This is a genomic window from Pimelobacter simplex, from assembly GCF_024662235.1.
Classification (GTDB): Bacteria; Actinomycetota; Actinomycetes; order Propionibacteriales; family Nocardioidaceae; genus Nocardioides.
On record NZ_CP096276.1, the window covers coordinates 5,776,974 to 5,801,668 of the forward strand.

18 protein-coding genes and 1 tRNA gene are annotated in these 24,695 nt (G+C 72.2%); 6 read left to right on the top strand and 13 right to left on the bottom strand.

From position 1 onward, the window contains the following. Positions 1 to 58: 58 nt before the first annotated feature. Complete coding sequence (locus M0M48_RS28305; protein ID WP_308220351.1) at positions 59 to 2,665, top strand: Ig-like domain-containing protein; 2,607 nt, start codon at positions 59 to 61, stop codon at positions 2,663 to 2,665. Positions 2,666 to 2,675: 10 nt separating this feature from the next. Here the strand turns inward: M0M48_RS28305 and M0M48_RS28310 are convergent, their stop codons facing one another. From M0M48_RS28310 to M0M48_RS28320, 3 genes are all read right to left on the bottom strand, one after another. Then, the gene (locus tag M0M48_RS28310; RefSeq protein ID WP_257753683.1) at positions 2,676 to 5,213 is read right to left on the bottom strand and encodes a helix-turn-helix transcriptional regulator; all 2,538 of its coding nucleotides are present in this window, start codon (positions 5,211 to 5,213) and stop codon (positions 2,676 to 2,678) included. Positions 5,214 to 5,320: 107 nt separating this feature from the next. After that, positions 5,321 to 6,106, bottom strand: coding sequence for a lytic transglycosylase domain-containing protein (locus M0M48_RS28315; protein WP_257753684.1), 786 nt, complete (start codon positions 6,104 to 6,106; stop codon positions 5,321 to 5,323). A gap of 179 nt (positions 6,107 to 6,285) precedes the next feature. Continuing rightward, positions 6,286 to 6,468, bottom strand: a complete 183-nt coding sequence (locus M0M48_RS28320; RefSeq protein ID WP_257753685.1) for a helix-turn-helix transcriptional regulator — start codon at positions 6,466 to 6,468, stop codon at positions 6,286 to 6,288. A gap of 127 nt (positions 6,469 to 6,595) precedes the next feature. Between M0M48_RS28320 and M0M48_RS28325 the strand changes: the two genes are divergently transcribed. After that, positions 6,596 to 7,351, top strand: a complete 756-nt coding sequence (locus M0M48_RS28325) for a hypothetical protein (protein WP_257753686.1) — start codon at positions 6,596 to 6,598, stop codon at positions 7,349 to 7,351. Between the two features lie 166 nt (positions 7,352 to 7,517). Here M0M48_RS28325 and M0M48_RS28330 read toward each other — a convergent pair whose 3' ends face one another. The 3 genes from M0M48_RS28330 to M0M48_RS28340 form a co-directional block, all read right to left on the bottom strand. Further along, on the bottom strand, positions 7,518 to 7,985 hold the full coding sequence (locus M0M48_RS28330) for a hypothetical protein (protein ID WP_257753687.1): 468 nt from the start codon (positions 7,983 to 7,985) through the stop codon (positions 7,518 to 7,520). A 94-nt stretch (positions 7,986 to 8,079) separates the two neighbouring features. Next, entirely contained in the window at positions 8,080 to 8,283 is a 204-nt protein-coding gene (locus M0M48_RS28335; protein ID WP_257753688.1) for a hypothetical protein, read from the bottom strand. A 606-nt stretch (positions 8,284 to 8,889) separates the two neighbouring features. Beyond that, positions 8,890 to 9,381, bottom strand: a complete 492-nt coding sequence (locus tag M0M48_RS28340) for a YajQ family cyclic di-GMP-binding protein (RefSeq protein ID WP_257753689.1) — start codon at positions 9,379 to 9,381, stop codon at positions 8,890 to 8,892. 116 nt (positions 9,382 to 9,497) lie between these two features. Between M0M48_RS28340 and M0M48_RS28345 the strand changes: the two genes are divergently transcribed. Together M0M48_RS28345 and M0M48_RS28350 are read left to right on the top strand one after the other, a co-directional pair. Beyond that, positions 9,498 to 9,579 (top strand) — tRNA-Tyr (locus M0M48_RS28345). A 634-nt stretch (positions 9,580 to 10,213) separates the two neighbouring features. Then, the gene (locus M0M48_RS28350; protein ID WP_257753690.1) at positions 10,214 to 12,115 is read left to right on the top strand and encodes a hypothetical protein; all 1,902 of its coding nucleotides are present in this window, start codon (positions 10,214 to 10,216) and stop codon (positions 12,113 to 12,115) included. Between the two features lie 409 nt (positions 12,116 to 12,524). Here M0M48_RS28350 and M0M48_RS28355 read toward each other — a convergent pair whose 3' ends face one another. Together M0M48_RS28355 and M0M48_RS28360 are read right to left on the bottom strand one after the other, a co-directional pair. Further along, a complete protein-coding gene (locus tag M0M48_RS28355) occupies positions 12,525 to 13,223 on the bottom strand; it encodes a hypothetical protein (RefSeq protein ID WP_257753691.1) in 699 nt (232 codons plus the stop codon). A gap of 23 nt (positions 13,224 to 13,246) precedes the next feature. After that, the gene (locus M0M48_RS28360; RefSeq protein WP_257753692.1) at positions 13,247 to 14,716 is read right to left on the bottom strand and encodes a Vgb family protein; all 1,470 of its coding nucleotides are present in this window, start codon (positions 14,714 to 14,716) and stop codon (positions 13,247 to 13,249) included. A 110-nt stretch (positions 14,717 to 14,826) separates the two neighbouring features. On the opposite strand from M0M48_RS28360, the gene M0M48_RS28365 reads away from it, so the two are divergent. Next, positions 14,827 to 15,882 (top strand): S66 family peptidase, encoded by a 1,056-nt coding sequence (locus M0M48_RS28365; protein ID WP_257753693.1) that lies wholly within the window; start codon positions 14,827 to 14,829, stop codon positions 15,880 to 15,882. 17 nt (positions 15,883 to 15,899) lie between these two features. On the opposite strand, the gene M0M48_RS28370 is transcribed toward M0M48_RS28365, so the two are convergent. Next, positions 15,900 to 17,270, bottom strand: a complete 1,371-nt coding sequence (locus M0M48_RS28370) for an FAD-binding oxidoreductase (RefSeq protein ID WP_257753694.1) — start codon at positions 17,268 to 17,270, stop codon at positions 15,900 to 15,902. A gap of 138 nt (positions 17,271 to 17,408) precedes the next feature. Between M0M48_RS28370 and M0M48_RS28375 the strand changes: the two genes are divergently transcribed. After that, positions 17,409 to 18,551: a helix-turn-helix transcriptional regulator gene (locus M0M48_RS28375; protein WP_257753695.1), complete on the top strand. Its 1,143-nt coding sequence runs from the start codon at positions 17,409 to 17,411 to the stop codon at positions 18,549 to 18,551. 8 nt (positions 18,552 to 18,559) lie between these two features. Here the strand turns inward: M0M48_RS28375 and M0M48_RS28380 are convergent, their stop codons facing one another. The 4 genes from M0M48_RS28380 to M0M48_RS28395 all read right to left on the bottom strand — a co-directional run bounded on the left by M0M48_RS28380 (position 18,560) and on the right by M0M48_RS28395 (position 24,679). Next, entirely contained in the window at positions 18,560 to 19,603 is a 1,044-nt protein-coding gene (locus tag M0M48_RS28380; protein WP_257753696.1) for an ABC transporter ATP-binding protein, read from the bottom strand. Next, positions 19,603 to 21,015: an ABC transporter permease gene (locus M0M48_RS28385; RefSeq protein WP_257753697.1), complete on the bottom strand. Its 1,413-nt coding sequence runs from the start codon at positions 21,013 to 21,015 to the stop codon at positions 19,603 to 19,605. Before M0M48_RS28385 ends, M0M48_RS28380 begins: the two co-directional genes overlap by 1 nt. 101 nt (positions 21,016 to 21,116) lie before the next feature. Further along, positions 21,117 to 22,133: an iron ABC transporter substrate-binding protein gene (locus tag M0M48_RS28390; RefSeq protein WP_252372843.1), complete on the bottom strand. Its 1,017-nt coding sequence runs from the start codon at positions 22,131 to 22,133 to the stop codon at positions 21,117 to 21,119. After that, a complete protein-coding gene (locus M0M48_RS28395; protein WP_257753698.1) occupies positions 22,130 to 24,679 on the bottom strand; it encodes an AMP-binding protein in 2,550 nt (849 codons plus the stop codon). The genes M0M48_RS28390 and M0M48_RS28395 overlap by 4 nt, the downstream gene beginning before the upstream one ends. Between the last annotated feature and the right edge of the window lie 16 nt (positions 24,680 to 24,695).

Consider the following 24,695-nt stretch of genomic DNA (forward strand, 5'->3'; position numbering starts at 1 on the left):
GGCCGAGGGTGGGCAACGGGAGGGAATCATCGTGCTCCGAGACACGAGCAAGGGACGCATGGCAGGGCTGGTCGCCGTCGCCATGATGGGATCGGGCCTGGTCGCCGTGGCGACCGTGGCGGCGCCGCCGGCGCAGGCCGCGCAGGGCCACGTCGAGATGGGCTACAGCGGCGGACCGCAGGAGTTCGTGGTGCCCTCGGGCGTCAACGAGCTGACGGTCGAGCTGCGCGGTGCGTCCGGCGGCAACGGCGGCAAGTCCGGGGGCTCCGGTGGCCGCGGTGCGGTCGGCAAGGTACGCGTGGCGGTCGAGGAGGGCGACGTCCTCCGGGTGCTGGTCGGCGCGGCGGGCCGCGACGCCGGCGGCGCGAAGGACGAGCCGGGCGGCGGTGGGCCGTCGCCGTACGGTTCGGGCGGCTGGGGCAACACGGGCTCCTCGATCGGCGTCACCTCGGGCGGCGCGGGTGCGGGCGGTGGTGGCGCCACCGCGCTCGTGCTCGACGACACGGTCGTCGCGGTCGCCGGCGGTGGCGCCGGCGGTGGCGGCAAGGGCGGCTTCAACGGCGCCGGCGGGACCGGCGGCGGCGCGGACCAGAACGGGTCTGACGGCGGCGGCGACGGTACGTCGGGCGGCGGCACCGCGGGTGCCGCGGGCGGCCCCGGCGGCGGGACCGGCGGCAACGCCGGCAGCAGCACCGGAGCAGGCGGCGGTGGCGGCGGTGGGGGCGGCTACCCGGGCGGCTCCGGTGGCGGCGGCGGCCGTACCGGCGGTGGCGGCGGCGGAGGCGGCGGCGGTGGCCGCAGCTTCCACGAGCCTGCGCTCGCCGAGCTGGTCTCGGCCTGGAGCACCTCGGCCTCCGGCGACGGCCGGGTCGTCATCGACTACACCCAGCGCTTCCGGACCACGGTCCAGGTCGACCTGCCGACCGTCGTCAACCGGCAGACCGCCCGCTACGACGTCACCGTGACGCCCGAGTCGAACGCCGACGGGCCGGCCACCGGCACCGTCACGCTGCGCGCCCGCTCCGTCGACACCGGTGTCGTCACGACGCTCGGCACCGCGACGCTGAGCGGCGGGTCCGCGACGGTGTTCGGCGGCGGCCTGCCGGCAGGGGAGTACCGGGTCGAGGCGGCGTACGCGCCGGCCGGCGACTTCCTCCCGTCGTCCAGCGAGGCCGGCCTTACCGTCGCCCGCGGCGGCACCGACGTGGCGCTCGGTGTACCGCTGGACCCGGTGGTGCGCGGCGAGGAGACCACGCTGACCGCGCTCGTCGCCCGGCGCGACCCCAGCCGGGGCACGCCCACCGGCACGGTCCGGTTCGAGGCCGACGGCACGCTGCTCGACGAGCCGGTGGCGATCGACAGCGCGGGCCAGGCCCGCCTGGTCACCACCCGGATCCCGGTCGGGACGCACCAGATCACCGCGGTGTACTCCGGCGACGCCGAGTTCGCCGACGCCACCAGCCCGGCGCGGGCGGTCGTCGTCAACCGCGGCGACGTCACCGTCGAGCTGACCTCCGCCTACAACCCGGTCGTGGCCGGGGAGGACGTCGTCCTGGACGTGGCCGTGCGCTCCAGCGCCGCCGGGGCCGGCGTACCGACGGGCGAGGTGCAGCTCTATGCCGGGGCGCAGGCCCTCGGCGGCCCGGTCGCCCTCGACCACCGCGGCACCGCCCGGCTGACCACCGACGAGCTGCCGGTCGGGACGCACCGGGTGCGCGCGGTCTACCTCGGCGACGACGACCGGTACGACGCCAGCAGCGCGTTCCTCGACCAGGTCGTCAACCCCGGCACGACCACCGTACGGCTCACCAGTGACCGCAACCCGGCCCCGGCCGGGGCGCCGCTGACGTTCGTCGTCCAGGTCGACCCGGTCCGCCCGGCGACCGCGACGCCGACCGGGCAGGTCAGCCTCGAGATCGACGGCGTCCCGCTCGACGCACCCGTCGCGCTCGGCCCCGACGGCCGGGTGCGCGTCACGACCGCCGCGCTCGCGGCCGGTGGGCACACCGTGCTCGCCCGCTACCTCGGCGACGAGCGGTACGACGCCGCGGCCAGCGCCCCGCTCGCCCAGAAGGTCGCCGAGCGACGAGCCACCGTCACCCTCATCACCGGCCCGCGGCCGCTGTTCGTCGGCCAGGACCTGCACATCCGGGCGCTCGTCTCGCGTCCGGACGCCGGGGTGGAGGTGCCGCGCGGCGGGGTGCAGTACTTCGACAACGGCAAGGCGCTCGGCAAGGCCTCGCCCGTCTCCCGGTACGGCTACGGCGGCGTGGTGCTGCGCAAGCTCTCGCCCGGCCGGCACCGGATCGTCGCGCGGTACACGCCGGCGGCGGGGTCGCCGTACACCGTGGCGGAGAGCGACGTCGTCATCGTCGACGTCCGTCGCGGGCGTCCCTCGTGCACGATCCGCGGCGCGCTGCGGGCCGAGGCCGGCGGCGGCTACCGGGTCGACGCGCGGGTGCTCGGCCGCAACGGGCGACTGGTGTCGGGCGCGGGCCGACTCGTGGTCCGGTACGACGGCCGCAAGGTGGTCGCGAAGGCCGGGACGAGCCGCGGCAAGGGCACGGCCCGCTTCCGGGCGGCGCAGGCGCCGTACCTGGTGTCGGTGGCGTACCAGCCGCGCGGCAAGGCTCCGGCCTGTGGTGCGGTGATGAACGTGCGGTGAGCCCTGCGTCCTAGCCGAGGAGATCGCGGACCTGGGCGCGGCGGTTGATGCCGAGCTTGGTGAAGATCCGGGCGATGTGGCTCTCGACCGTGCGGGTCGACAGGTGCAGGCGCTCGGCGATCTCCGGGGTGCTCAGGCCGCCGGCGACCAGCGAGGCGACCTCGCGCTCACGACGGCTCAGCACCGCTGCCTCCCGGCCCCTGGCTGGGAGGCAGCGGCCGTGCTCGGCCAGGCGCCGGGTCGCGGCGCCCGCGACGGCGTCGTCGCCGTGGGCGACGGCCGTGACGTGGTCGGCGAGGTGGCGGGCGACGGGCGCCTCCATGCCGGTCGCGAGGTGGGTGGCGCGCGCGGCGTGGTCGGCGGTGATCGTGGCGGGTGCCGCGAGGGCGAGGAGGTGCAGCGCCTCGAGCTCGGTGAGGTGGTGGGCGTGCTCGCGGGCCCAGCCGCGGAGGTCCTCGATCGCGGCCGTCGCCTGCTCGGGATCGCCGATCAGCCGGGCCCGGGCCAGCAGCGTGCGCAGGTCGGGGGCGAGCGAGCGGCTGGTGCGCGAGGGGGACGCGGCGGCCGCGGCGGCCAGCGTGGCGGCCCGGTCGAGGTCACCGACCCCGGCGGCGGCGAGCGCGGCGGCGGCCGTCGTCCAGGCCCCGAACCCGCTCGGGTCGCGCTGCTCCAGCAGGGCGAGGGCGTCCCCCAGGACCCGGTCGGCCTCGGCCCAGGCGCCTTCTGCGAGCAGCCGGCGGCCGGCGCCGGCGGCGAGGAGCCCGGTGTCGATGTCCTCGGCGATCGCGGTGGGGACCAGCTGGGCCAGCGCGTCGGGACCTTCGTCGTCGGCCGGGACGCCGCCGTACAGGTCGGTGAAGAAGGTCGTGCACACGATCTCCACCGCCAGGTGGGGGCGTGCGGCCGAGGGACCGGACTCGACGTCGGCCAGGGCGCGGAGGCCGGCCCGGGCCAGGTCGCGCAGGGTCGTCGTCCGGCCCTGCCAGGCGAGGGCGAGCAGGGCGGGGGAGACGGCCTCCACGTTCTCTGGGACGTCTTCTGTGGTCAGCGCCGCCAGCAGCCGGGGCGTCTCGGTACGGAGCGCGGCGCACTGCCCGGCCCATCCCTGCCGGGTCATCGTCTCCAGGCGCTGCTGGGCCAGACCGGGGTGCTCGGGCGCGAGCCGGGCGGCTCGGGCGTAGCCGTCGGTCAGGGCGGTCAGGGCCGCGTCGGGGTCGTCGTCGACGTACTGGAGGAGGTCGGCGCGGGTCCGGGCCGCGGCGAGCACCTGGCCGGCCAGCCAGTCCGGGTCGGCCTCGTGGGTCGCGTCCGGGAGCGCGGCCGCGGCCGCGTCGAGGTCGGCCAGCGCCTGCGCGCGCTGGGCGCGGAAGCGGCGTACCTCGGCGCGCAGGGTGTGCGCCTCGAGCCGGTCCCGGGCGGCGAGGGGCGTGGTCGCGAGCGCGTGGCCGGCGAGCTCCTCGGCGTACGGCAGGTCCCCGGCGCCGGCCGCCGCGCGGGCGCCGTTGAGCCAGGTGCTCGCAGCGATCTTGGCGCCGCTCTCGGCACCCCAGGCCAGCCAGCGCAGGAGTCCGCCACCCGCGCCGGTCGGCGGGTCGGGGAGCGTCTCGTGGAGCCGCTCGAAGAGCTGTCGGCGCTGCCACGGTCCGATCCGTCCGCGCGCGGACTCGGCGAACAGCGGATGGTGCGTACGGACGTGCTGCTCGACCTCGACCAGCAGCCCCGAGCGGACCAGCCCGGTCACCACCCCCGGACCGACCGCCAGTGCCAACGCGTCGATCGCGATCGGCTCGGTGAGCGCGACCAGCTCGACCGTCTCGCGCTCGGCGTCGGAGAGCGCGTCGAGGTCGTCACTGAACAGTGCCGGCAGCAGCAGCGCCTCCGGGGCGGACGACGCGTGCCAACGCCAGACGTCGTTCTCGAGGACGAACGTCGCCTGCGCGGCGCCGGCCCTGACGAGCTCGCGCAGGAACAGGTTGTTGCCCTCGGTGGTGCGGTGCAGGAACCGGATCGTCTCGTGGTGCACCGGCCCGTCGAGCGCGAGCTGGACCAGCTCGCCGACCTCGTTGGGCGTCAGCGGCGCGACCTCGACCCGGACCACCTGGTCCTCGACCAGCAGCCGGGCCAGGGGCCCCGGCAGCGCGCCGCCGCCGGGGGAGCGCAGGGTGGCCAGCAGCTGGACCACCCCGCGCCGGCACAGCAGCGCCAGCAGCTCGGCGCTCGCCGGGTCGAGCAGGTCGATGTCGTCGACGTGGACGAGGACCGGCTCGTCGGCGGGTCCCTGAGGTGTGACCTGCCCGGCCAGCACCAGCGGGCTCACCGACGGCCCACCGGTCGCGTCGGCCAGGCCCAGCTCGGCCAGCCAGCCGTGGAGTGCGCCCAGCGGGACGCGGTTGCCCGAGGGCGTGCAGAGGACGGAGACGCAGCCGGGGACGGCGGCGGCGACCTGCCGGGCGGCGTACGACTTGCCGATGCCGGCGGCCCCGCACAGGAGCACGCTCGTACCGGCCGCCACCAGGTCAGCGACCTGGGCGACGACCTCACGCGTCAATGCCGGCCACTCGGACCGGACCGCGGCGCCTCGCAAGAGAGTCCCTCCTCCGGGACCATTCTCACCTCGGCACGCGCCCGCGCGCAGCGGTTCCGCGGACCGGGCGCTCAGCCGGCCGCGGCGGCGTACTGGTTGGCGAGGGCGGCGATGTCCGCGACGTAGGCGTCGGAGTGGTTGAAGCTGAAGATCGCGCGGCGCCACGCGTCGGGCGTGCTGAGGTCGCCGGCAGCGCACAGGTAGCGGCCGGCCGCGAGCGCCGCGTCGTCGATCTGGTGCGGGTCGGCGGTCCCGTCACCGTTGCCGTCGGCGGCCCACCGGGCCCACGTCGACGGGATGAACTGCAACGGCCCCACCGCCCGGTCCCACTCGGTGTCCCCGTCGAGCGCCCCACCGTCGGTGTCCCGGATCGCCGCGAACGCCTTGCCATCCAGCCGCGGCCCCAGGATCGGCGGCCGCGGGACGCCGTCCGCACCGAGCACCGCGTCATTGACGCTGCCGTGGCGGGACTCGACGCCGCCGAGCGCGGCGATGCTGTTCCACGCCACCTTGCACCCCGGCTGCTCGTCCGCCACTCGCAGGTGGGCCCGCGCGTAGGCCGCCAGCGCGCGCGGCGGGATCCCGGTCGCCCCTGCGACCCGGGTCACCCAGGCGTCGTCGGGGCGGTACTGGTCGGGCCGCTGCTGCTCCTGCGGTGCCTGCGGCTGGGGCTGGGCCGGGGCGGCGCCGGTGACCGCGGGGCCCGCCGGGCCTCCCGGCTGGGTCGCCGCGGCGGGCGGGGTCCGGCGCGGGGCCGAGCCCACGTCGTACGCGAAGGCGACACCGACCCCCACGACCAGACCCACCGCGACGACGACGAGTCCGATCGCCGCGGCGAGGTGGCGGTCGACGTTCACGGGCGGCGCCTCAGCCGTAGCTCGTGATGCGCGGACCGCTCAGCGGGTGGCGCTATCTGTCGTTGCCAGCATTGGCCTGACTTGAGATGGCTCGTTTGGTGGCGTTGACCGGCCGTGGGCACGAGACGAGGGTACTGCGGACCGGTTGCGGACCGTCCTTCAGCATTTCGTCCCTCTGCTCAGGCGATCCGGCCCGTCTCGCGTGCCCACTTCTCGATGTCGGCTCGCAGCCAGACGCGACCAATCCGCAGATCGGCGTGGGGCTCGGGCAGTTTGCCGGCGGCCGCGAGCTGCTGCACGCGCTGCTTCGAGACGCCGAGCAGTTCGGCGATCGCGTGCATGTCCATCAGGTGCTCAGGCATGGCCCCGATTGTCTCTTGGCTAGTGGTCCATGGACAAGTAGCTTCGTTCTTGTCTGTAGACAAGATTCGCTCTCCCGGGGCACTGCCGGGCGACTTCGGAACCCACCTGACGAGAGGACGTAGAACCGTGACCACATCAACCATCGATCAGGGCCCAGGAAGCCGTCTGGTCGCCGACGATGAGCTGCCCGACCCCGCCGGCGGTGAGGGCAAGAGACTCTCCCTCTACGTCCGCAAGTTCCACGACCCCGACGGCACCCACATGGAGGCCGGGTGCCCCGTACCGAGCTACGAGTGGGGTGTCTGGGTCGGCGCAGAGCGCACTTTCCGTGTCGAGCAGCAGCAGATCGCGCCGACCGTGGCGCGGGAGGTCGCCGCAGCGATCGTCGAAGGTATCGGGGTTGCTCTCGGCGGCGAGACGCCGGAGCACATGGAGCGCACTGGTGCCCCGGTTGCCTTCGTTTGCACTGGCTGCGGCGCCCGGATCGACACGACTGAGCGAGACCGCGGCAAGGCCCTCTCGCGGCCGTCGGCGCAGGGCTGGGTCTTCTTCGACAGCCGAGGCAAGAGTGACGAGGTCAGTTGTGGTGCGTGCTCTGCAGCGGTGAAGGTCGAACGCGCCGCTGCGACCTGCCCGCCGTGGTGCGTGACGGATCACGGTGCCGAGCACCTCAACGGCGAGTGGACGTCCCACCACGTGGGGCCGGATTTCGGGCCGGTGATCGTCGGCCGGTACGACAACGGCCCCCTCGGGGTCATGATCGATGCTGACTACTGTGCCGACCTCAAGACGCCCGGTGACGTTGTCGGGGCGGTCGCAGATCTCCGGGAGTTCGCGGCGCACGCTCTCTCGGCTGCCGAGTGGCTGGAGGCGAACTCGTGAGTCTCGCGCGGTTCACACGCGGGTCCGGGGGGAGATGTGTGGCTCGCACGTGGCCAAGTTGATCCGGCTGACTGGGCCATTCGAGATGTTCCCGGCGTCGGCGAGTCGTCATTCGCAGTTGGGGTGAGGAGCCCTGGGCCGCCGCACCCCAACGGCCTCAGGCGGGTCAGCTCAGCAGGCTCGTCATGAACTCGCGTGCCCGGTCGAGGTGCGCCGAGTCGTTCACGGTGCTCGCCATGAGCGTCGTGCCGTCGCTGAGGGTCACACTCCAACCGGCCACCTGCCACGTGAGGTCGCGTAACCCATTGGTCGCCGGAGCGGAGAAGTTGGATGCGCCGAATGATCGCACGTCTTCGAGCCGGCGAACTGTCACAGCGACCTCGTCGGCGCGCACGGCGGCGTGGACAAGCACGCCATTGTCGGGTCGAAGGAGGACATCTCGTTCGTCGCCCGTCGACCAAGCGAGAAGACGTGGCTGTCCCGAGACGTGTGCCTCCTTGAGTGCCTGGCGCTGGGTGTCTGTCAGAACTGACGCGATAGCCACGCCGAGGCGTGGGGCGTACTTGTCGTCGTCGCCGAGGTCGTGCCGGATCGCGCTGGTGATCGGCTGAATCTCTTTCGAGTCCATCTCCATGGGGAGCACCATCTCACAGGGCCGCGACGCTATCCCTGTGTCTGGTAGGCCACGACAGCGTGGCCCCAACCTCCGCGTGGAGGCGCACGGGGACCTACAGCGGAAGGTCGTTTGTGCGGCCTTCGTCGGACAGCGCGAGGCCGATTTGTTGGGCGCCGTAGGATAGGAAGTGGATAGCCTCGGCGAGGCTCTGGATGGCCGGGTCCGGGTGACTCTTGAAGTCGACGGCCCTACTCGTGGCCAGCTTGCAGTTCTCGATACCCTCGAGGATCAGGTTTCGTCGCGTCGACATGTTCATCGGTCAGGACTCCTACGATTGCTGGCGGTCAGAGCTCCGACGGTAGAGCCAACGCGCGTTGCGCGTTGCGTTGCGCGTCCAGGGAAGCGACGAGCGGGTCCTATCCGAGCTGTACTCCAGATCGCACCCACTCGCCAACGACGCGCGGCGAGCACCTAATCGGCGGTAAGTGTGTTCTGCTCGTGCTCCGAGCACGTCGTCCGCGCTCGGCCCGAACGGTCTACCGCGATGACGGTTGTGAAAGTGCACGCCGCCTTGCGTCGGCCCTCGGGGCGACGAATCGGGACGTGCTGAACGTTCGGGCAGCGGGACCCTGTCAACCTGAAACTTGGGCAGCTCGCCGGTGGCGGCAGGGCGCGCGAGCCGCTCGGCATGAAGGGGCCTTCCGTCTGCGCGGCGGGGACCATCCGCGGACCGAGTCTGATTGGCCGCGGGCTGCGATGTCGTTAGGTCGACCATGCGCGGGAGCACTCGTCGCCGGGTGCCCCCAACGCGTACTCGCACCTGTGCCCCAAGTCGGAGGGCAGCACGGGACCGCGGCGGCGTCGCTCTGGGTTCCTGCGAACTGAGCGAGGACGCGGGCCTCTGCAAGGACCGGCCGCAGCTTCACCGGTAGTTGGTGAACTGCACCGCGAAGTCGTAATCCTGACCCTTGACCAGCGCGATCACGGCCTGCAGGTCGTCACGCTTCTTGGACGACACCCGCAGCTCGTCACCCTGCACCTGCGTCTTGACGCCCTTGGGCCCCTCGTCGCGGATCAGCTTGGCGATCTTCTTGGCATCCTCGGAGGTGATCCCCTCCTTGAGCGCGATCGCGATCTTGGACTGCTGCCCCGACGCCCGCGGCTCCGAAGCATCGAGGATCTTGAGTGACTGGTCGCGCTTGATGAGCTTGTCCTGGAACACGCTCAGCACCGCACTCGCCCGGTCATCGGCGGAAGCAGTGATCTCGATCGCGTCATCACCCTTCCACTCGATCGTCGCCCCCGTCCCCTTGAAGTCGAAGCGCGTCGCGATCTCCCGGGCCGCCTGCCCGAGGGCGTTGTCGACCTCCTGGCGGTCGATCTTGCTGACGATGTCGAAGGACGAGTCGGCCATGGTGTCACCTGCGTTTTCAGTCGGGCGGGGCTGCTGCGCTATTGTTTCGCGTCGTCGCCAGCACGCCAACTCAGGACCGTCCCCGTGGGGGTCAGAGGGGTGCGGGACGACAGCCCGGCAGGTTGCCCGAGCGGCCAAAGGGAGCTGACTGTAAATCAGCCGGCGTAGCCTACAGTGGTTCGAATCCACTACCTGCCACGGCCCGAACCGCCCCTGACCTGCGGAGACGCAGGTCAGGGGCGGTTTGCTTGTTGAACGAGCGGATGGCTCGACCCGCGCCGCTCGGCGAGGGCGGCGTTGCCAGGCGCGAGTACGTCTCGTCCAATGCCCCCTCCGCGGCCGCCGTTCTTGGTCTCAGGACCCTAGGGCTTCGATGCGGTCGCTTTGGAGCCGTCCGGAGGAGCGCGCGTATGGGCTGCCCGACGGAGTCGCCGTAGAGGTGTTCTGGACACGTCGCTGCAATGGTGGGCTGTCCGCCGTGGCTGGCGTTCGCTCGCGTCGCTGGGACGTGCACCCGCATATGCGTGCCCACTGCAAGCGATTCTACTAACGCATCGCGCCAGTCAGTCGCGGCGCTGTCAGGGGGAGTCGTCTCGCAGGCGCAGTCGAAGCAGAGCTGTTTGGTCGCAGTCGTCGAGGTGGGGTCCGGCTGATGGGATAGTGCTGCGCAAGGTGTGGTTTGCTGCACGCCCGCTCCCATTCTCGCACCGGAGGTCCGATGGCAGAACTACGACTAGCTCAAGAAACTACCGTTCTCGCTGCGGCGAGAGCGGCCCTCGACCCAAACCGCGCCGCCTGGCAGCATGACATCCTTGTAAGCACCATTATCGAGGTGCTCGCGCGGAAGGGGTCCCTGACGAGACGCGAACTGCGTGAGGAGCTCACCCTCACTCTCGTTGGACAAGACACGACCCCCACGCTCCTTACTGAAGCCTTGGAACGCGCCCAGAGCCAGGATCTCTTGTTGCGCTACGAGGGGCGCAAGGGAAAGTTGCGATGGGGTCTTCCGGAGGGAGTAAAGGCCGAAGCGGCCGCCGACCGGGATTGGGCAGAACTAATACTGAGCGAGGCGGAGGCCGAGGTTCGGTCCCGCCTGGTGGCAACGTTTCCTCACGATGCGGAGATCGCCGGGAGGGCCCCGAAACTCACCAAAGAAGTAGTGGGAGCGATGGTGCGGTCGAGTCGCGGAGTCTTCGACGCGGTGCAGAGGAGCGCCTCGCCGAACGACCTGCGGGAGGTCAGGCTCAACCTGCGCGCTGCGGTTCCCGAGATCCGGTCACGTGTTCATCCCGCAGCGCTGGCCGATTTTGTGGCTGAGCTTCTGCTGAGCGCCGCGAGTCCTGACGAGGCGTTTGGAAACGAGCTATTGAGCACGATCGTCGCTGGCCAGATACTGCACGGCATGGTCTGCCGGGAGGACGTTGAGGGACCGATGCCAACCGCGAGTCTAGTTCTTGATACCAGTGAACTGCTCTCTCTGGCGAGCCACGACGATCGCGTTGTTGAGTTGTTCACGACGTTCTTGGAAACGGCTAGTTCTCACGGCAGCGAGTTGATCCTCACCAGTCGCGTTCAAAAGGAATGGGAGGCACACTGGGAGCAAGCGGACGTCTTTATTGAACAGTTAGTCACGCGCTATGCAGACGACCTCGGCGAGGCCTTGAAACTGCATCAGCATCACGTAATTCGTGAGTATGGGTATGCGCGCGATCGTGATGCGAGATCATTCGAAACTTGGGCAAAGGGTCGGCGAGACCTAGAGCCGCTGGTTCGGCGGTATTCCGTTAGGATTGTTGATACCGACGACTTTGATTTCGATGTCGATTTTGTCGAGATGTTCACCGAAGAGATCAAGAGACTCCAGCTTGAACTTGGACGAATTCGAGTGCGAGGCGCAGAACTTAGGACGACCGATGGCATCAGCGCTGCCGTCGTGCGGGACAAGCGTCTCAGGGCGGCTGAGTCGTTGGTACCGTCGGCCTGGTTTGTTGCGAGTGATCGCTCGTCAGAAGAGGCGTACAGGAACATTGTGGATGACCCGTTTCCGCTGGGCATTCGTGCGTCCACGTGGCTTCTGCATTATGCCGCATTCGATGGAAGAGCCTCCCTTGAAGGAAGGGCGACATTCGCGGACCGACTGAGCGAGGACCTGATACTTGGCGCATTCCTGAGTGTTGCCGCGACATATACTAATGATGAGATGCTCGAATTGGGCGACCTGCTCAGTGAAGGCGACCAGCTCGATCGCGCAGATGTGCAGCAATTCCTTGCCGATGGTTTTCTTGACCCTGAAGGCGTTCATAAGAACGGGGTAAGAGACTTCGCGCGTGCCCGGTTGCTTCGGCAGGGTGATCGTGTCGTCCGCACGAAGAGGGTGGACGGCGAGCGTGCCCGGGCGGCGGAAGCACGGTTGGACGAGGCGAACGCGGAGATCTCGAACCTCAAGCGGCGTGTGTCATCTAGGACTGGCGAGTCGATGACGCTGCGTCGTGCGCTGGAGGCCGTCGTTGTCATCGGTGTCCTAGTCCTAGGGTGGCTGACGGCGACCACGCTCCAACTGCTGCCCGGCAAGGTCCTGGTTCTCGGATGGCTCGCTCTGGCCTACCTGGGTTTCGAGGCGTTCCACTACGTGACAGACCACGACTCAAGCCGGAAGCGCCGTGTGGTTGCAGTCGGTATCACGGCCGTTCTGGCGATCACGAGCTTCTATGTAGATCAGAGGTTCGAACTCTAACCCCCGAGCATTGAATGTAGCGGGCTACACCACTATCGTAGGCGGTGTCAAGCGCGTAAGGGGGCCTGGTATGGGCCGTACGTATTCGATGCGATTCCGGCTACGGCCGTCGAGCGAGGCACTCCCCCGCGGGGCGATGTTGGCGGACGAGATGTTTCGGATCCTAGATGCCATCGGAGTGGTCGATGACGTCTCGGATCCGGGCTCGGACGGCACCTACGCTGTCTGGCTCCACATAGAAGCGGAGCGACCTGAGGCGGCCGTTGGGACAGCTATCGCGCACTTGGATCAGGCGCAGAGGACCACACGTCCGTTTGCGCCCCCGGACGAACTCGTGTCGATAGAGGTCCTTATCGGCGGCGCGACCGACTTGGAGGGCAAAGCGCTGTCGGCGCTCTAAAGGGTGCGTCTACTCCCGCACACTCCCGTGGGCCAGCGGCGACGCCAGCTTCACCGACCGCCACCCGTCACCCGCCCGCGTCGGCACCCACCGCCGCCAGTGCTTGCCGGACAGCTTGAACGACAGGTTGTCCTGCAGGTGCCGCGCGCCGGCCTCGAGCCGTGAGTCGCCGGGCAGGTTGAGCCACAACGACAGCGACGACGCCGACGTTCCCAGCGTCGCCCGTACGCCGGACTGCCCGAGCAGCCGCCCGTAGCCGTCGACGGCGAAGCCGCCGTAGGCGTCCGCCCCCATCCCCACGTACGGCGTCCCGCCGGCCGGGTCGACGAGGTCGACCGCCGCGCTGAGAGTGAGCGCCCCCAGCGCCCCGCCGTACGTCGTGACGGCGGCGCCCGCGGCGTCGAGGACGGCCAACGCAGCGGCGACGGTGTCGGGCCGGACGTTCCAGGTGGTGTGGGTCCGCGAGCGTTGGCGGGGACCGCCGAGGGCGTCGGTGGCGGCGGCGATCAGGCGTTCGGTCTCGTCGGGCGTGCCGCCGGCGGCGACCTGGAAGCCCCAGGTGGGTGCGCCGAGGGGAGCGGTGCAGGCGTCGAGGAAGGTCTGGACGCGGTCGAGGGCCTGGGCGGGGCGCTTGGTGCGCAGGGAGTGCGCACCGCCGGCGGCCGCGGGCAGGCCGTCGTACGTGACGACCTCGGGGGGCTGCGACATGCGGCGATCCTAGGCAGACCGGGTCAGCGGGTGAGAAGGGCCTTCCGGGTCACGCGCTGGCCGGTCGCGGAGGTCAGGATCAGGACGACCTTGACCTTCGCCTTGCGCTTGAGCTGGGTCCGGGCGGCGGCGTTGAGCGACACGACCGCGTTCGCTCGACGGCCGGGAGCGGCGGCGTACCTGCCGGTGCCGAGCGTCTTGCGGCCGAGCTTGACGACGACGGATCCGCTGCACGGGACGATTCCGGCGCCGCAGGTGACGGCGACCGTGGCCTTCTTGCGGCGCTTGTCGGCGTCGACCTTCTTGGCGGCCGTGGCGCGCGGCTGCGGGTGGGGGCGGAGTTGGGAGCGGCCGCCCACGTCGACATTGGTCACCCACAGGTTGTCGCGGGGCACGCGGACGATGGAGTTGTTGTCCCTGTCGGTGAACCACAGGGCGCCGTCGGCGCCGTAGGTCACCGAGGTGGGGCGGTAGTTGCCGACCTGGACGATCGCGCCCTGGCCGCTGGCGTTGACGTGGCCGATGCCCTTGGCGGCTCCGACGCTGGTGAACCACACGTTGCCGTCGCGGCCGGTGACGAGGCTGCGCGGGGCGGTGCGGTCGCCGGTGCGGATGATGTGCGGCTGGTTGGCGTTGTCGATCCAGCCGACGTTGCCCCAGGCGGGGGAGGAGAACATCGAGCCGCCGGTGTCACGGCCGAACCAGATCTTGTTGTTGGGCCCGGTCGCGACCGAGTAGGGGTACGTCGCGTCGGAGGGCAGCGGCAGCGCCGCACCACCGGCGCCGTCGGTGTTGACCCGGATGAGCTTGTCGAAGTCCTGGCACCACATGTAGCCGTCCCGGCCGCGGCCGAGGGCGTTGTCGCACTCGGGCGCGTTGGCCGCCCAGTTGGCGTTGTCGCCGACGATGCGCAGGATGCCGTCGACGTCGTACGACAGGGTCACCCAGGTGGCGCCGCCGGGGCCGACCCGGACCTCCTCGCCGTAGGGGTACTCCAACGACCACGTGTACGCCGTCAGCGTGCCCGTGTTGATCCGGCTGATCTTCCAGCCGGAGTCCCACACCACCCACACGAGCCCGGATGCGTCGACCTCGATGTCCTTGACCAGGCTGCCGGCGCTGGTCTGGGCGAAGAGCGGGTACTCGGTGATCGCGCCGCCGGTCGTGATCCGGCCGATGCGGTTCTTGTCGCCCTCGGCGAACCACATGGTGCCGTCGGGCGCGGTGGTGATCCGGCGCAGCCCGGCCGCGCTGGTCGGGACCGGGTAGGCGCGGATCCCTCCGGCGGACGGGCGCTGGGCGCGCGGCGCGACCCGGCGGGGAGTCAGCGTGGAGACCTCGACGGACCGGACCAGGTCCGTGGTCGGTGGGTCCACCCTGTCGTCCGCGCGGGCGGTGCCGGTCGTCCCGACGATGCCGAGCACGGGCAGGGTCAGGACGGCGGCGGTGCCGGCGGTCAGGAGCCGCCGGAGCAGCGGGCGCGAGCGGTGCATGGTGGGTCCCTCCGGTGGGGCGGGCCTCCCGCCCGCGTGCTGTGCGACGCGGGTTCCGTACCCCCGAAAGTCAGGTGCGAATCCTCGGACCGCCGTGCTGTGCTGGCGCCATGACCGCGCCCCGCGACCTCGTCCACCCGCCCAAGGCCCGCCCCGGCGACCGGATCGCCGTCCTGTCGCCGTCCTTCGCCGCTCCCGCGGTCGCCCCCGAGGTCCACGAGCAGGCGCTGCGCCGGCTGGCCGAGGTGACCGGTCTGGTGCCGGTCGAGTACCCGACCACCCGCAAGCTGGGGGCGACGGCGGAGGAGCGGGCGGCCGATCTCAACGCGGCGTTCGCGGACCCGGACATCCGGGCGGTGATCGCGACGATCGGGGGCGACGACCAGATCACGGTGATCCCGCACCTCGACGCCGATGCGGTACGCCGGGACCCCAAGCCGTTCCTGGGCACGAGCGACAACACCAACCTGCACCAGTGGCTGTGGTCGCAGGGAATCGCCAGTTTCTACGGGGGTTCCACCCAGGTCCATGTCGGGCCGGGGCCTGGGCTGGACCCCGAGCACGCGACGTCCCTGCGGGCCGCACTCCTCGACGGCGGGCGGATCGAGGTCACCGATCCCGGTGAGTCCGAGGACGTCGGCAAGGACTGGAACGACCCCCTCGCCCTCACGCAGTACGGCGACCGCGAGCCCACCGAGCCCTGGCACTGGGCGGGTCCGGCGCGCGAGGTCACCGGTCCCACCTGGGGTGGGTGCGTCGAGATCCTGGAGTGGGTGCTCGCGGCCGGCCGGTTCACTGCGGAGCCTGACGACCTCGACGGCGGCGTGATCCTGCTCGAGACGTCCGAGGAGCTGATGCCGGCCAACGAGGTCGGCTGGATCGTCCGCAACCTCGGGGAGCGCGGCCTCCTCGCCAGGGCGAGCGCGGTGCTGCTCGCGCGCCCGCCGGTCTCCGACTTCGTACGCCGGCCCGACGCGGCCGAGCGCGCCCGCCTCCGGGCCGAGCAGCGCGACGTGGTCGTCGACCTCGTCGCCCGCTACCAGCCCGAGGCGGTGGTGTGCGTCGGCGTCCCGTTCGGCCACACCCGGCCGCAGTGGATCCTCCCCCACGGAGGATCCGTCACGGTCGACGGTGCGAACCGGAAGGTGTACGCCGACTACGCCTGAGTCGCGCCGCGCCGGCCTCAGAGCCCGTGGTTGGCGACGAACAGCCGCCCCGGGTCGACCACGTCGCGCAGCCGGCACAGCGCCGCCCAGTCGTCGCCGTCGTAGAAGCGGCTGGTGTCGACCGTGGTCTCGGTGAAGGTCGGGACCAGGCTCGGCCGCGCCCACCCGGAGAGGGCGCGGACGACCGAGAAGGCAGCGGCGCGGCCCGCGACCGCGGCTTGGGGCGTCGGGGCCATCGCCATGCAGAACAGGGCGTACGAGCCGGGCAGGTGGGACAAGGCACCTCCGGCGGCGTCGGGGCGGGCGAAGGCGCCGCCGAGGTGGCGCAGCTCGGCGAACGTGAGGCCGCTGCGGGTGCCGGGGCCGACCTGGTCGAGGAAGGCCTGGACGCCGGCCGCGTCGAGGTCGCCGAGCACGGCGTGGTCGGCGACGGCGGGGGAGGGCTCCGGCGGATCCATGTGCATGTCGAGGACGGCGGACGCGGGGATCCGGCCGAAGGTGTCGACCTCCGGGTCCAGCGCGCGCAGCGGCGCGAGCAGCTCGGCGGCGCGCTCGTCGGACTCCAGCACGGCGCCGTCGATCACGACGACATCGCGCCCCGACAGGAACGGCGGCAGCTCGGGGATCGGCGGGAAGCTCATCACCCGCAGCGACGTGGTCGCGCTCTCGGGTGCGGTCCGGGTCCACGCCACCCACGCCGGTACGACGTCCGCCGCGCGCTCGCGGTCCCACAGCAGCATGCCGGCGAAGACGTCGGCATAGGGGAGCAGCCCGATCTCGATGGCCACGACGACACCGAAGTTGCCGCCGCCCCCGCGCAGCGCCCAGAGCAGGTCGCGGTCCTGGTCCGGAGTGGCGCGCACCAGCGCACCGTCCGAGGTGACGACCTCGATCGCGGTCACCGCGTTGGCGGCCACGCCGTGCCGGCGTCCGTAGAAGGACAGGCCGCCGCCCAGGACGAAGCCGGCGACGGCGACGTCGGGGGCGGAGCCGTGCAGGACCGCGCGGCCGTGCTGCGCGGCCGCGCCGACGACATCGCGCCAGAGCGTGCCGCCGAGGACCCGTGCGGTCTCCGCGGCCGGGTCGATCGTGACGCCGGTGAGCGCCGACATCCGCACCAGGACGACGTCCTCGAGCGAGCCTTCGCCGAGGGCGGCCGCGCCGTGCCCGGTGCTCTGCGGGGCGATCCGCAGCCCGGTGGCCGCGGCGGCCCGGACGACGTCCTGCACCTCCTCGACGGTGCGCGGGATCGCGACCGCGGCCGGCCGCTGGTCGACGGCGACGTTCCAGGGGACGCGGGCGGCGTCGTACCCGGGGTCGCCGGGGAGGTGGATCTCGCAGGTCGTCGTGAGCCGGGCGAGGAGCGTGCGGTCAGGAGTGGTGGTCATGGCGGCAACCCTCGGGCGCCGGCGGGCCGCGGACCATCCCGGTCGTCGGGGGACTTCTGGGCCTGCTCGACTGGGTGGACCAGACCACCCAGAAATCTGGGATACCTCGGCGCCGAGGCGTTGGTCCACACTGCTCGCATGGCCTCAGGACTGACCGCCGAGCGGGTGCGCAAGGACGTCGACGTCGTCGCCCACGCCGGGCTGGACCTGGACTCCTTCCTCACCGAGGCCGTCGAGTCCGTACGACGAGCGGTGCCCTGGGTCAGCGCGTGCGTCGGCACCCATGACCCGCGGACCCTGCTGCTGACGAGCGATCGCAAGTTCGGGCACCTGTGCACGGTCGACCCGCGCGACGACGAGTTCGGGCTGCTGGAGTACGGCAGCCCCGAGGCGACGTCGTTCGCCGAGCTGGCCACGGCGGAGCGTCCCGCGGCGGGCGTCCACCTGCAGACCGGCGGGGACGTCGCGCGCTCGATGCGGATCGCGTCGTACCACCTGGCGCACTACGGGCACGCGGACGAGGCGCGGGTGGTGTTCCGCGAGGGAACGGCGGTGTGGGGCGGGATGGGACTCATGCGCGGCGCCGACGACCGGCCGTTCGACCTCGCCGAGATCGAGTTCCTCGCCTCGCTGGCGCCGGCCTTCGCCCGTGGGGTGCGGGTCGGCCTGATGGCCCGGCTGGCGGACACGGACGCACCGCAGGACGACGCCGAGCGCGAGCACCCGGGGCCGGCCGTGGTCATCATCGGCGCGGAGTACCGGATCAACCAGATGACCGCCACCGCCGAGCACCGGCTGCGCGAGCTCGCCCGCGACCCCGGCGCGCCGATCCCGGTGGCCCTGCTGTCGGGCCTGGTCGGGGCCGCGCGGCGCTATGCGCGCGGTGAGTCGACCGCGCTGCCGCGGTGCCGGGCGCGGACCCGCCGTGGGCGCTGGCTGATCCTGCAGGCCGGGCCGTTGAGCGGCACCGGTGGGCACGACGGGGACGTCGTGATCACCATCGAGGAGGCGCGTCCGCCCGAGATCGTCGGCCTCGTGGTCGCGGCCTTCGGGCTGACCCCGCGCGAGCGCGACGTGACGCAGCTGGTGCTGCAGGGCGTCGCAACCCAGGAGATCGGGAGGACGCTGCACCTGTCGGCGTACACGGTGCAGGACCACCTGAAGTCGGTCTTCGACAAGGCGGGGGTGCGCTCGCGACGCGACCTGATCGCGCGGGTGTTCTTCGACCAGTACGTGCCGCGGTTGGGGGAGGAGCTCGGTCCCTCCGGCTGGTACGCCTAGGGCGTGTCCTAGCCCGCGAAGGCGATCACGTCGCCGGTGACGCGGAGCCCGACCCGGTCGCCGGCACGGGGCACGCGGTCGGCGGGAGTCCGTGCGGTGACCTGCTCGCCGGAGTCGAGCCGGACCCGGATGGTCGCGTCGTGGCCGAAGAAGCTGACGTCGAGCACCTCGCCGGGCGCGCCGGCAGCGGCGTCGGGGCCGACCTGCACCTGCTCCGACCGTACGGCGAACCGGGCGGGCCCCGCCGCGACCGGGGTCCGCAGGTCGAGGACGCCCAGGGGCGAGTGCGCCTGGCCGCCGGGGTCGACCTCGCCCGCGAGGAGCGAGGCGTGGCCGATGAAGGCGGCCACGTCGGGGTCGGCCGGAGCGAGGTAGACCGCGGCGGGTGCGGCGACCTGGCGGAACTGGCCGGCCATCATCACCGCGACCTGGTCGGCGAGCGACAAGGCCTCGCCCTGGTCGTGGGTGACCAGGACCGCGGCGGCGTCGGCGGCGCGCAGGGCGCGGACGACGGCGCGTCCGGTCTCCTCGCGCAGCGAGGCGTCGAGCGAGGAGAACGGCTCGTCGAGCAGGACGAGGGCGGGCCGGGGCGCGAGCGCACGGGCCAGGGCCACCCGCTGCTGTTGGCCGCCGGACAGCTCGTGGGGGTAGCGGCCGGCCAGCGCCGGGTCGATCTCCACCATCTCGAGGGCCTCGGCGACGAGGGCTGCGGCGTTGCGGCGCTGGTCGCGGGGCAGGCCGAAGGAGACGTTGCGGGCGACGGTCAGGTGGGGGAAGAGCGCGCCCTCCTGGGGCACGTAGCCGATGCCGCGCTGCCGGGCGGGGATGCTGCGGCGTCCGCCGACGACCTCGGTGCCGGCCACGCTGATGGTGCCGCCGGTGGGCTGCACGAAGCCGGCGACCGCGCGCAGCAGCGTCGTCTTGCCGCAGCCGGAGGAGCCGAGGATCGAGGTCACGCCGCCCGGCACGACCAGGTCGACCCCGCGCAGCACGGGAGTCGTGCCGTAGCCGGCCTCCAGCCCGCGGATCTCGAGTGCGGCATCCGTCGTCATCAGCGGCTCCTCAGGCTCAACCGGGCCAGCAGCCAGGTGGAGGGTACGGACAGCGCGATCAGCGCCAGGGCGTAGGGCGCGGCGGCGCCGTACGCGACGGACGAGGCGTCGGACCAGAACCGCGTCGCGAGGGTCTCGGTGCCGATCGGCGCGAGCAGCAGGGTCGCGGTGAGCTCGGTGGCCACGGCGAGCGCGACGAGGGCGGCAGCGGCGCTCAGGCCGGGCAGGACCAGCGGCAGGGTGACGCGCCGGGCGACCGCGGGGCCGCTGCAGCCCAGGCTGCGCGCGACCTCCTCGAGGTTGGGCGGCACGAGCTCGAAGGTCGAGCGCACGCTCACCACGGCACGAGGCAGGAACAGGATGAGGTAGCCGACCAGCAGCAGCGCGAGCGTCTGGTAGACCGACGGCACCGCGCGGATCGAGACGGTGACCAGTGCCAGCGCGATCACGATGCCGGGCATGGCGCTGGCGGTGTAGACGCTGCGCTCGATCGCGGTGGTCAGCAGGCCGCGGTGACGGACCGCCAGCCACACCACCGGTACGGCGGCCGCGGTGGCGAGCAGCCCGCCGAGCAGCGCCAGCACGAAGGTGCTCGACGCGGCGCCCGTCAGCTCGGCCCAGTCGATGCCCGACGACGTCCCGCGCACCAGCCACCGCACCAGAGCGGCGATCGGTACGCCGAGCGCCCACACGGCGAGCAGGAGGAGTCCGCCGACGACCACGGGACGGCGCCGGCCGAGCCGGATCCGGGTGGGCTCGCGGCGTGCTCCCGAACCGACCCGGGCGCGCTGGCGCCGTCCGCGCAGGAGCGACTCAAGGCCGAGCAGAAGCAGGCAGAACGTGACGAGCACGAGCGCCAGCAGCGTCGCCTCGGGTCCGTTGAAGACGGTGGCGTACTGCTGGAGGATCGCCGTGGTCAGGGTGGGGTAGTTGAGCAGCTGCAGGGCGCCGTACTCGGCGAGCAGGTGAAGGCCGACGAGCAGCGCTCCGCCCAGCACCGCCGGGCTGATCGCCGGCAGCGTGACCCGCCAGAACACCGCCCACGGTCCCTTGCCGAGCGCGGTCGCGACCTCCTCGACCGCCGGGTCGAGGCGACGCAGCGCGGCGACCGTCGGCAGGTAGACGAGCGGGAAGTACGACAGCGACACCACCATCACCGCGCCCGGGAACGACTGCACCGCGTGGGTCGTCGAGACCCAGCCGTAGCCGTTGACGAATGCCGGCACCGCGAGCGGCGCGCACAGCAGGCCGTGCCACCAGCCGCGCCCCGGTACGTCGGTCCGCTCGACCACCCACGCGCCGGCGACGCCGACGGCGGTGCTCACGAGCACGCCGAGGACGAGCAGCCGGACGGTGTTCCAGAGCAGCTCGCCGATCCGCGGTCGCCACAGGAAGTCGGTGGCCTCGCCCACGCCCAGCTCGGCCGTCGTCCAGAGGACGTAGCCGAGCGGGACGAGGGTGAGCGCCGCGATCGCCAGCCCGAGGACCAGCAGCGGGGGCGCAGAGCGCTTGGTCAGAGGAAGCCCACCTCGGTCATGAGGGAGACGACCTTCTTCGCGTCGAGGTCGGAGACGTTGACGGCGGGCGGCTGCAGCTCGCTGAACGGCTTCTGGACGCCCTCGAGCTGGACGGCCGGGTTGAGCGGGTACTCCAGCGCGTAGCTGTCGGCGAGGATCTGCTGGCCCTTCTCGTTCACGAGGAACTCGATGAACTTGCGGGCCTCGGTCTTCATGTCGCTCGACTTGAGGATGCCGGCGCCGGAGACGCTGACGAAGGCACCGGGGTCGCCGTTGGAGAAGTAGTACTGCGAGCTGTGGTCGCTGACGTCACCGCTCTCCTTGTGGTCGCGCTCCCAGTAGTAGTGGTAGACGATGCCGACCTCGATCTCGCCGGAGTTGACGGCCTCGAGCACGAGGTTGTTGCCGTCGTAGACCTTGCCGTTGGCCTTGATGCCCTCGAGCCAGGTCTTGGTCGCGGCCTCGCCCTCGAGGTCGAGGACGGCGGCGACGATGGCCTGGAAGTCCGCACCGGTGGGGGAGAAGGCGATCTTGCCCTTCCACTCGGGCTTGGCCAGGTCGAGCAGGGACGCCGGCATGGCGGCCTCGTCGGTCTGGTCGGTGTTGTAGACCAGGACGGTCGAGCGGGCCACGAAGCCGGTCCACAGGCCGCTGCGGGGGCGGTACTGCTCGGGGATCGGCGCGACGAGGTCAGCCGGGAGCTTGTCGAGGAGGCCGGCGGCCTCGACCTGCGACATGCCGGGGGAGTTCTCGGTCAGGAAGATGTCGGCCGGCGAGGCCTTGCCCTCCTGGACGAGCTGGTTGGAGAGCTCGAGGTCCTTGCCGTTGCGGAGCTCGACCTCGATGCCGGTCTCCTTGGTGAACTCGGGCGCGAGCGCCTTGAGGAGCGGCTCGTGCTGGGCGTTGTAGATCACCAGGGTGGGCTCGTCGTCACCCCCGCAGGCCGCGAGCAGCGGCATGATCAGGGTGGCGGCGGCGACGCCGAGGCCGGCGCGGAGGAGGCGGTTCTTCATCGGGCTTCCTGTCGGTCGTGATGGTCGCGAGCGTAGTGAGCGCGGGTGTCGGATCGGCGGCGGGTCCAGGCCGGGACGCGCTCGACGAGCAGCCAGACGAGGACCCCGAGGGCGAGCGAGGCGAGCAGGCCGCCCAGCGGCCAGCGGTTCTCGAGGTGGGGATAGACCTGCCAGTGGGTCAGGTAGATGAAGAGCGAGGCGCTGGCCAGGGTGCCGGTGAGCCCGACGAGCGGGCGCGGCCACGGTACGGCGGGCACCCACACCAGCGCGGTCACGCCGATCATCACGACCAGGTCGCGCCGGGTGTCGCCGGTGAAGCCCCAGGCGCCGGCCAGCAGCAGCGCGGTGACGAGCCCGCGCTGGAGGGGCGTGCGGGCGACCGCGGCGGCCCAGCCGCCGAGGAAGAGCCACGCGACGAAGACGGAGGAGTGGATCACGTCGCCGTCGTACGACGTGGCGGTGGCCCAGAAGCGCGGGACGAGCGCCACCGCGGTCAGGCCCACGGCGAGGGGGAAGCGGTGCCGGCGCTCCAGCGCCATCACCCACGGGATCGCGGTGAGCAGGCCGGCCCCGACAGCGGCGAGGAGCACGACCTCGACGAACCAGTAGTACCAGTCGGGCTCGGACCACCCGCGCGGGCCGAGCACGTCGTTGAGCAGCAGCACGCTGCGCCAGCCGGGGGCGCCGGTGACGAGGGCGACGGCGCCGATCCAGAGCATCGACGGTACGGCGATCCGCGCGGCCGCGCGAGCGACCCGGGCGAGCCGGTCGCGCGGGCCCTCGTCGGCGAGGTGGAAGCGGGCGAAGTTGGCGCCCGCGACGGCGAGCAGCACGTGGGCGCCGCCGACGAGCACCCACAGGTTGGTGTGCGAGCCGACGATGAGCACGATGGCGACCGCGCGCAGCACGATCGTCGTGTCGACCCGGGCCCAGCGCGAGCGCCGGGGGGCGGCGAGTCCGGCGAGGTCGGCGACCGTCCAGCGCTGCCAGTCGTCGGGGAGCCGGCCGATCCGGCTCTCCAGGCGCAGCGAGAGCTCGACGTACGACAGCGAGTCGCCGCCGAGGCCGACGAAGGTGTCGGCGGGACCGACCTGTGCCCGGCCGAGCACCCGGGCGTAGAGCCGGGCGAGGGAGTCCTCGGGCGAGGCCGCCTCGACGACCGGGACCGCGTCGAGCCGGCCGACGGCCTGCTGGTCGAGCTTGCCGTTGGCCAGCCGGGGCAGCTCCTCGACCGCGACGACCCGGATCGCGTGGGCAGGCAGCCCGGTGTCGGACGCCGCGGCGGCGGCGACCTCGGCGAGCGTCGCCGCGTCGGGACGTCCGGGGACCGCCACGACGAGCTGCTGGCCGTCGGCGGACTCGGCGCAGCCGGTGTCGTACCCGCCGAGGCCGAGGAGGGTCTGCACCCGGTCGAGGTCGATCCGCTGGCCGAAGAGCTTGGCGAAGCGCGAGCGGCGCCCGACGATCTCGACCAGGCCCTCGGGCGTGATCCGGGCCAGGTCTCCGGTGCGCAGCTCGTCGACCTCGGCACCGCGGGCCAGGTCGGCGGGCGACTCGGCGTAGCCCAGCATCACGTTGGGTCCGGCGTACACGAGCTCGCCGACGCCGGGCCCGGCTCCGTCGACGGGGTCGACCCGCAGCGCACCGCCGGGGATCGCGACGCCGACCGCGCCGGGATGGGTGGCGGCGAGCGCAGGCGGGAGGTAGGCCATCCGCGCGGTCGCCTCGGTCTGGCCGTACATGACGACGAGCTCCCAGCCCTCGCGCGCGCCCTGCTCGGCCAGCGCGCGGACCCGCTCCGGCGCGAGTCGGCCGCCGGCCTGGGTGACCTGGCGCAGCGTGGGCAGCCGCGGCCAGCCGGTGCTGCCCAGCAGGTCGAACGTGTAGGGCACGCCCGCGAACGACGTGACGCCCTCGGCCCGCGCGCGGTCCCACAGACCGGCGTCGGTGACCGAGCGGTCGTCGAGGACGAGCGAGGCCCCGGCGAGCAGGTGGCTGTGGAGCACCGACAGGCCGTAGCAGTAGTCGAGCGGCAGCGTGGTCAGGGCGATGTCGTCGGCAGTGAGCCCGAGGTAGGCCGCGATGGACGCCGCGTTGGCGTCGAGGTTGTCGGCCGAGAGCCGGACCAGCTTGGGCGACCCGGTCGAGCCGGAGGTGCTCAGCAGCAGGCGCAGGTCCGGGTGCAGCACGGGGGCGGGTACGGCGGTCGCGCGCCAGTCGCCGTCGCGCTCGACCGAGACGCCGTAGGCACGGGCCAGGCCGTCGTCGTGGGTGAGCAGCGTGGCGTGCCCGCCGGACAGCGCGGCGAGCCAGCCGACGACGAAGTCGGCCGTGGCCTCGGGGCGCAGCCGGACCAGCTGGCGCACGCCCGGCGCGAGGCCGTCGAGGGCGGCGCGCTCGGCGGCGACGAGCCGGTCGAGCTCGGCGTACGAGAGGGTGCTCGTGGTGGTGCGGAGCGCGGGGCGGTCGCCGTGGCGCGCGAGGCCGTCGGCGATGCCTGCCGCCGCGACCGGGGCGCTGCGCGCGCTCGTCGTCCCTTCCCCCACAGGGCGAACACTAAAG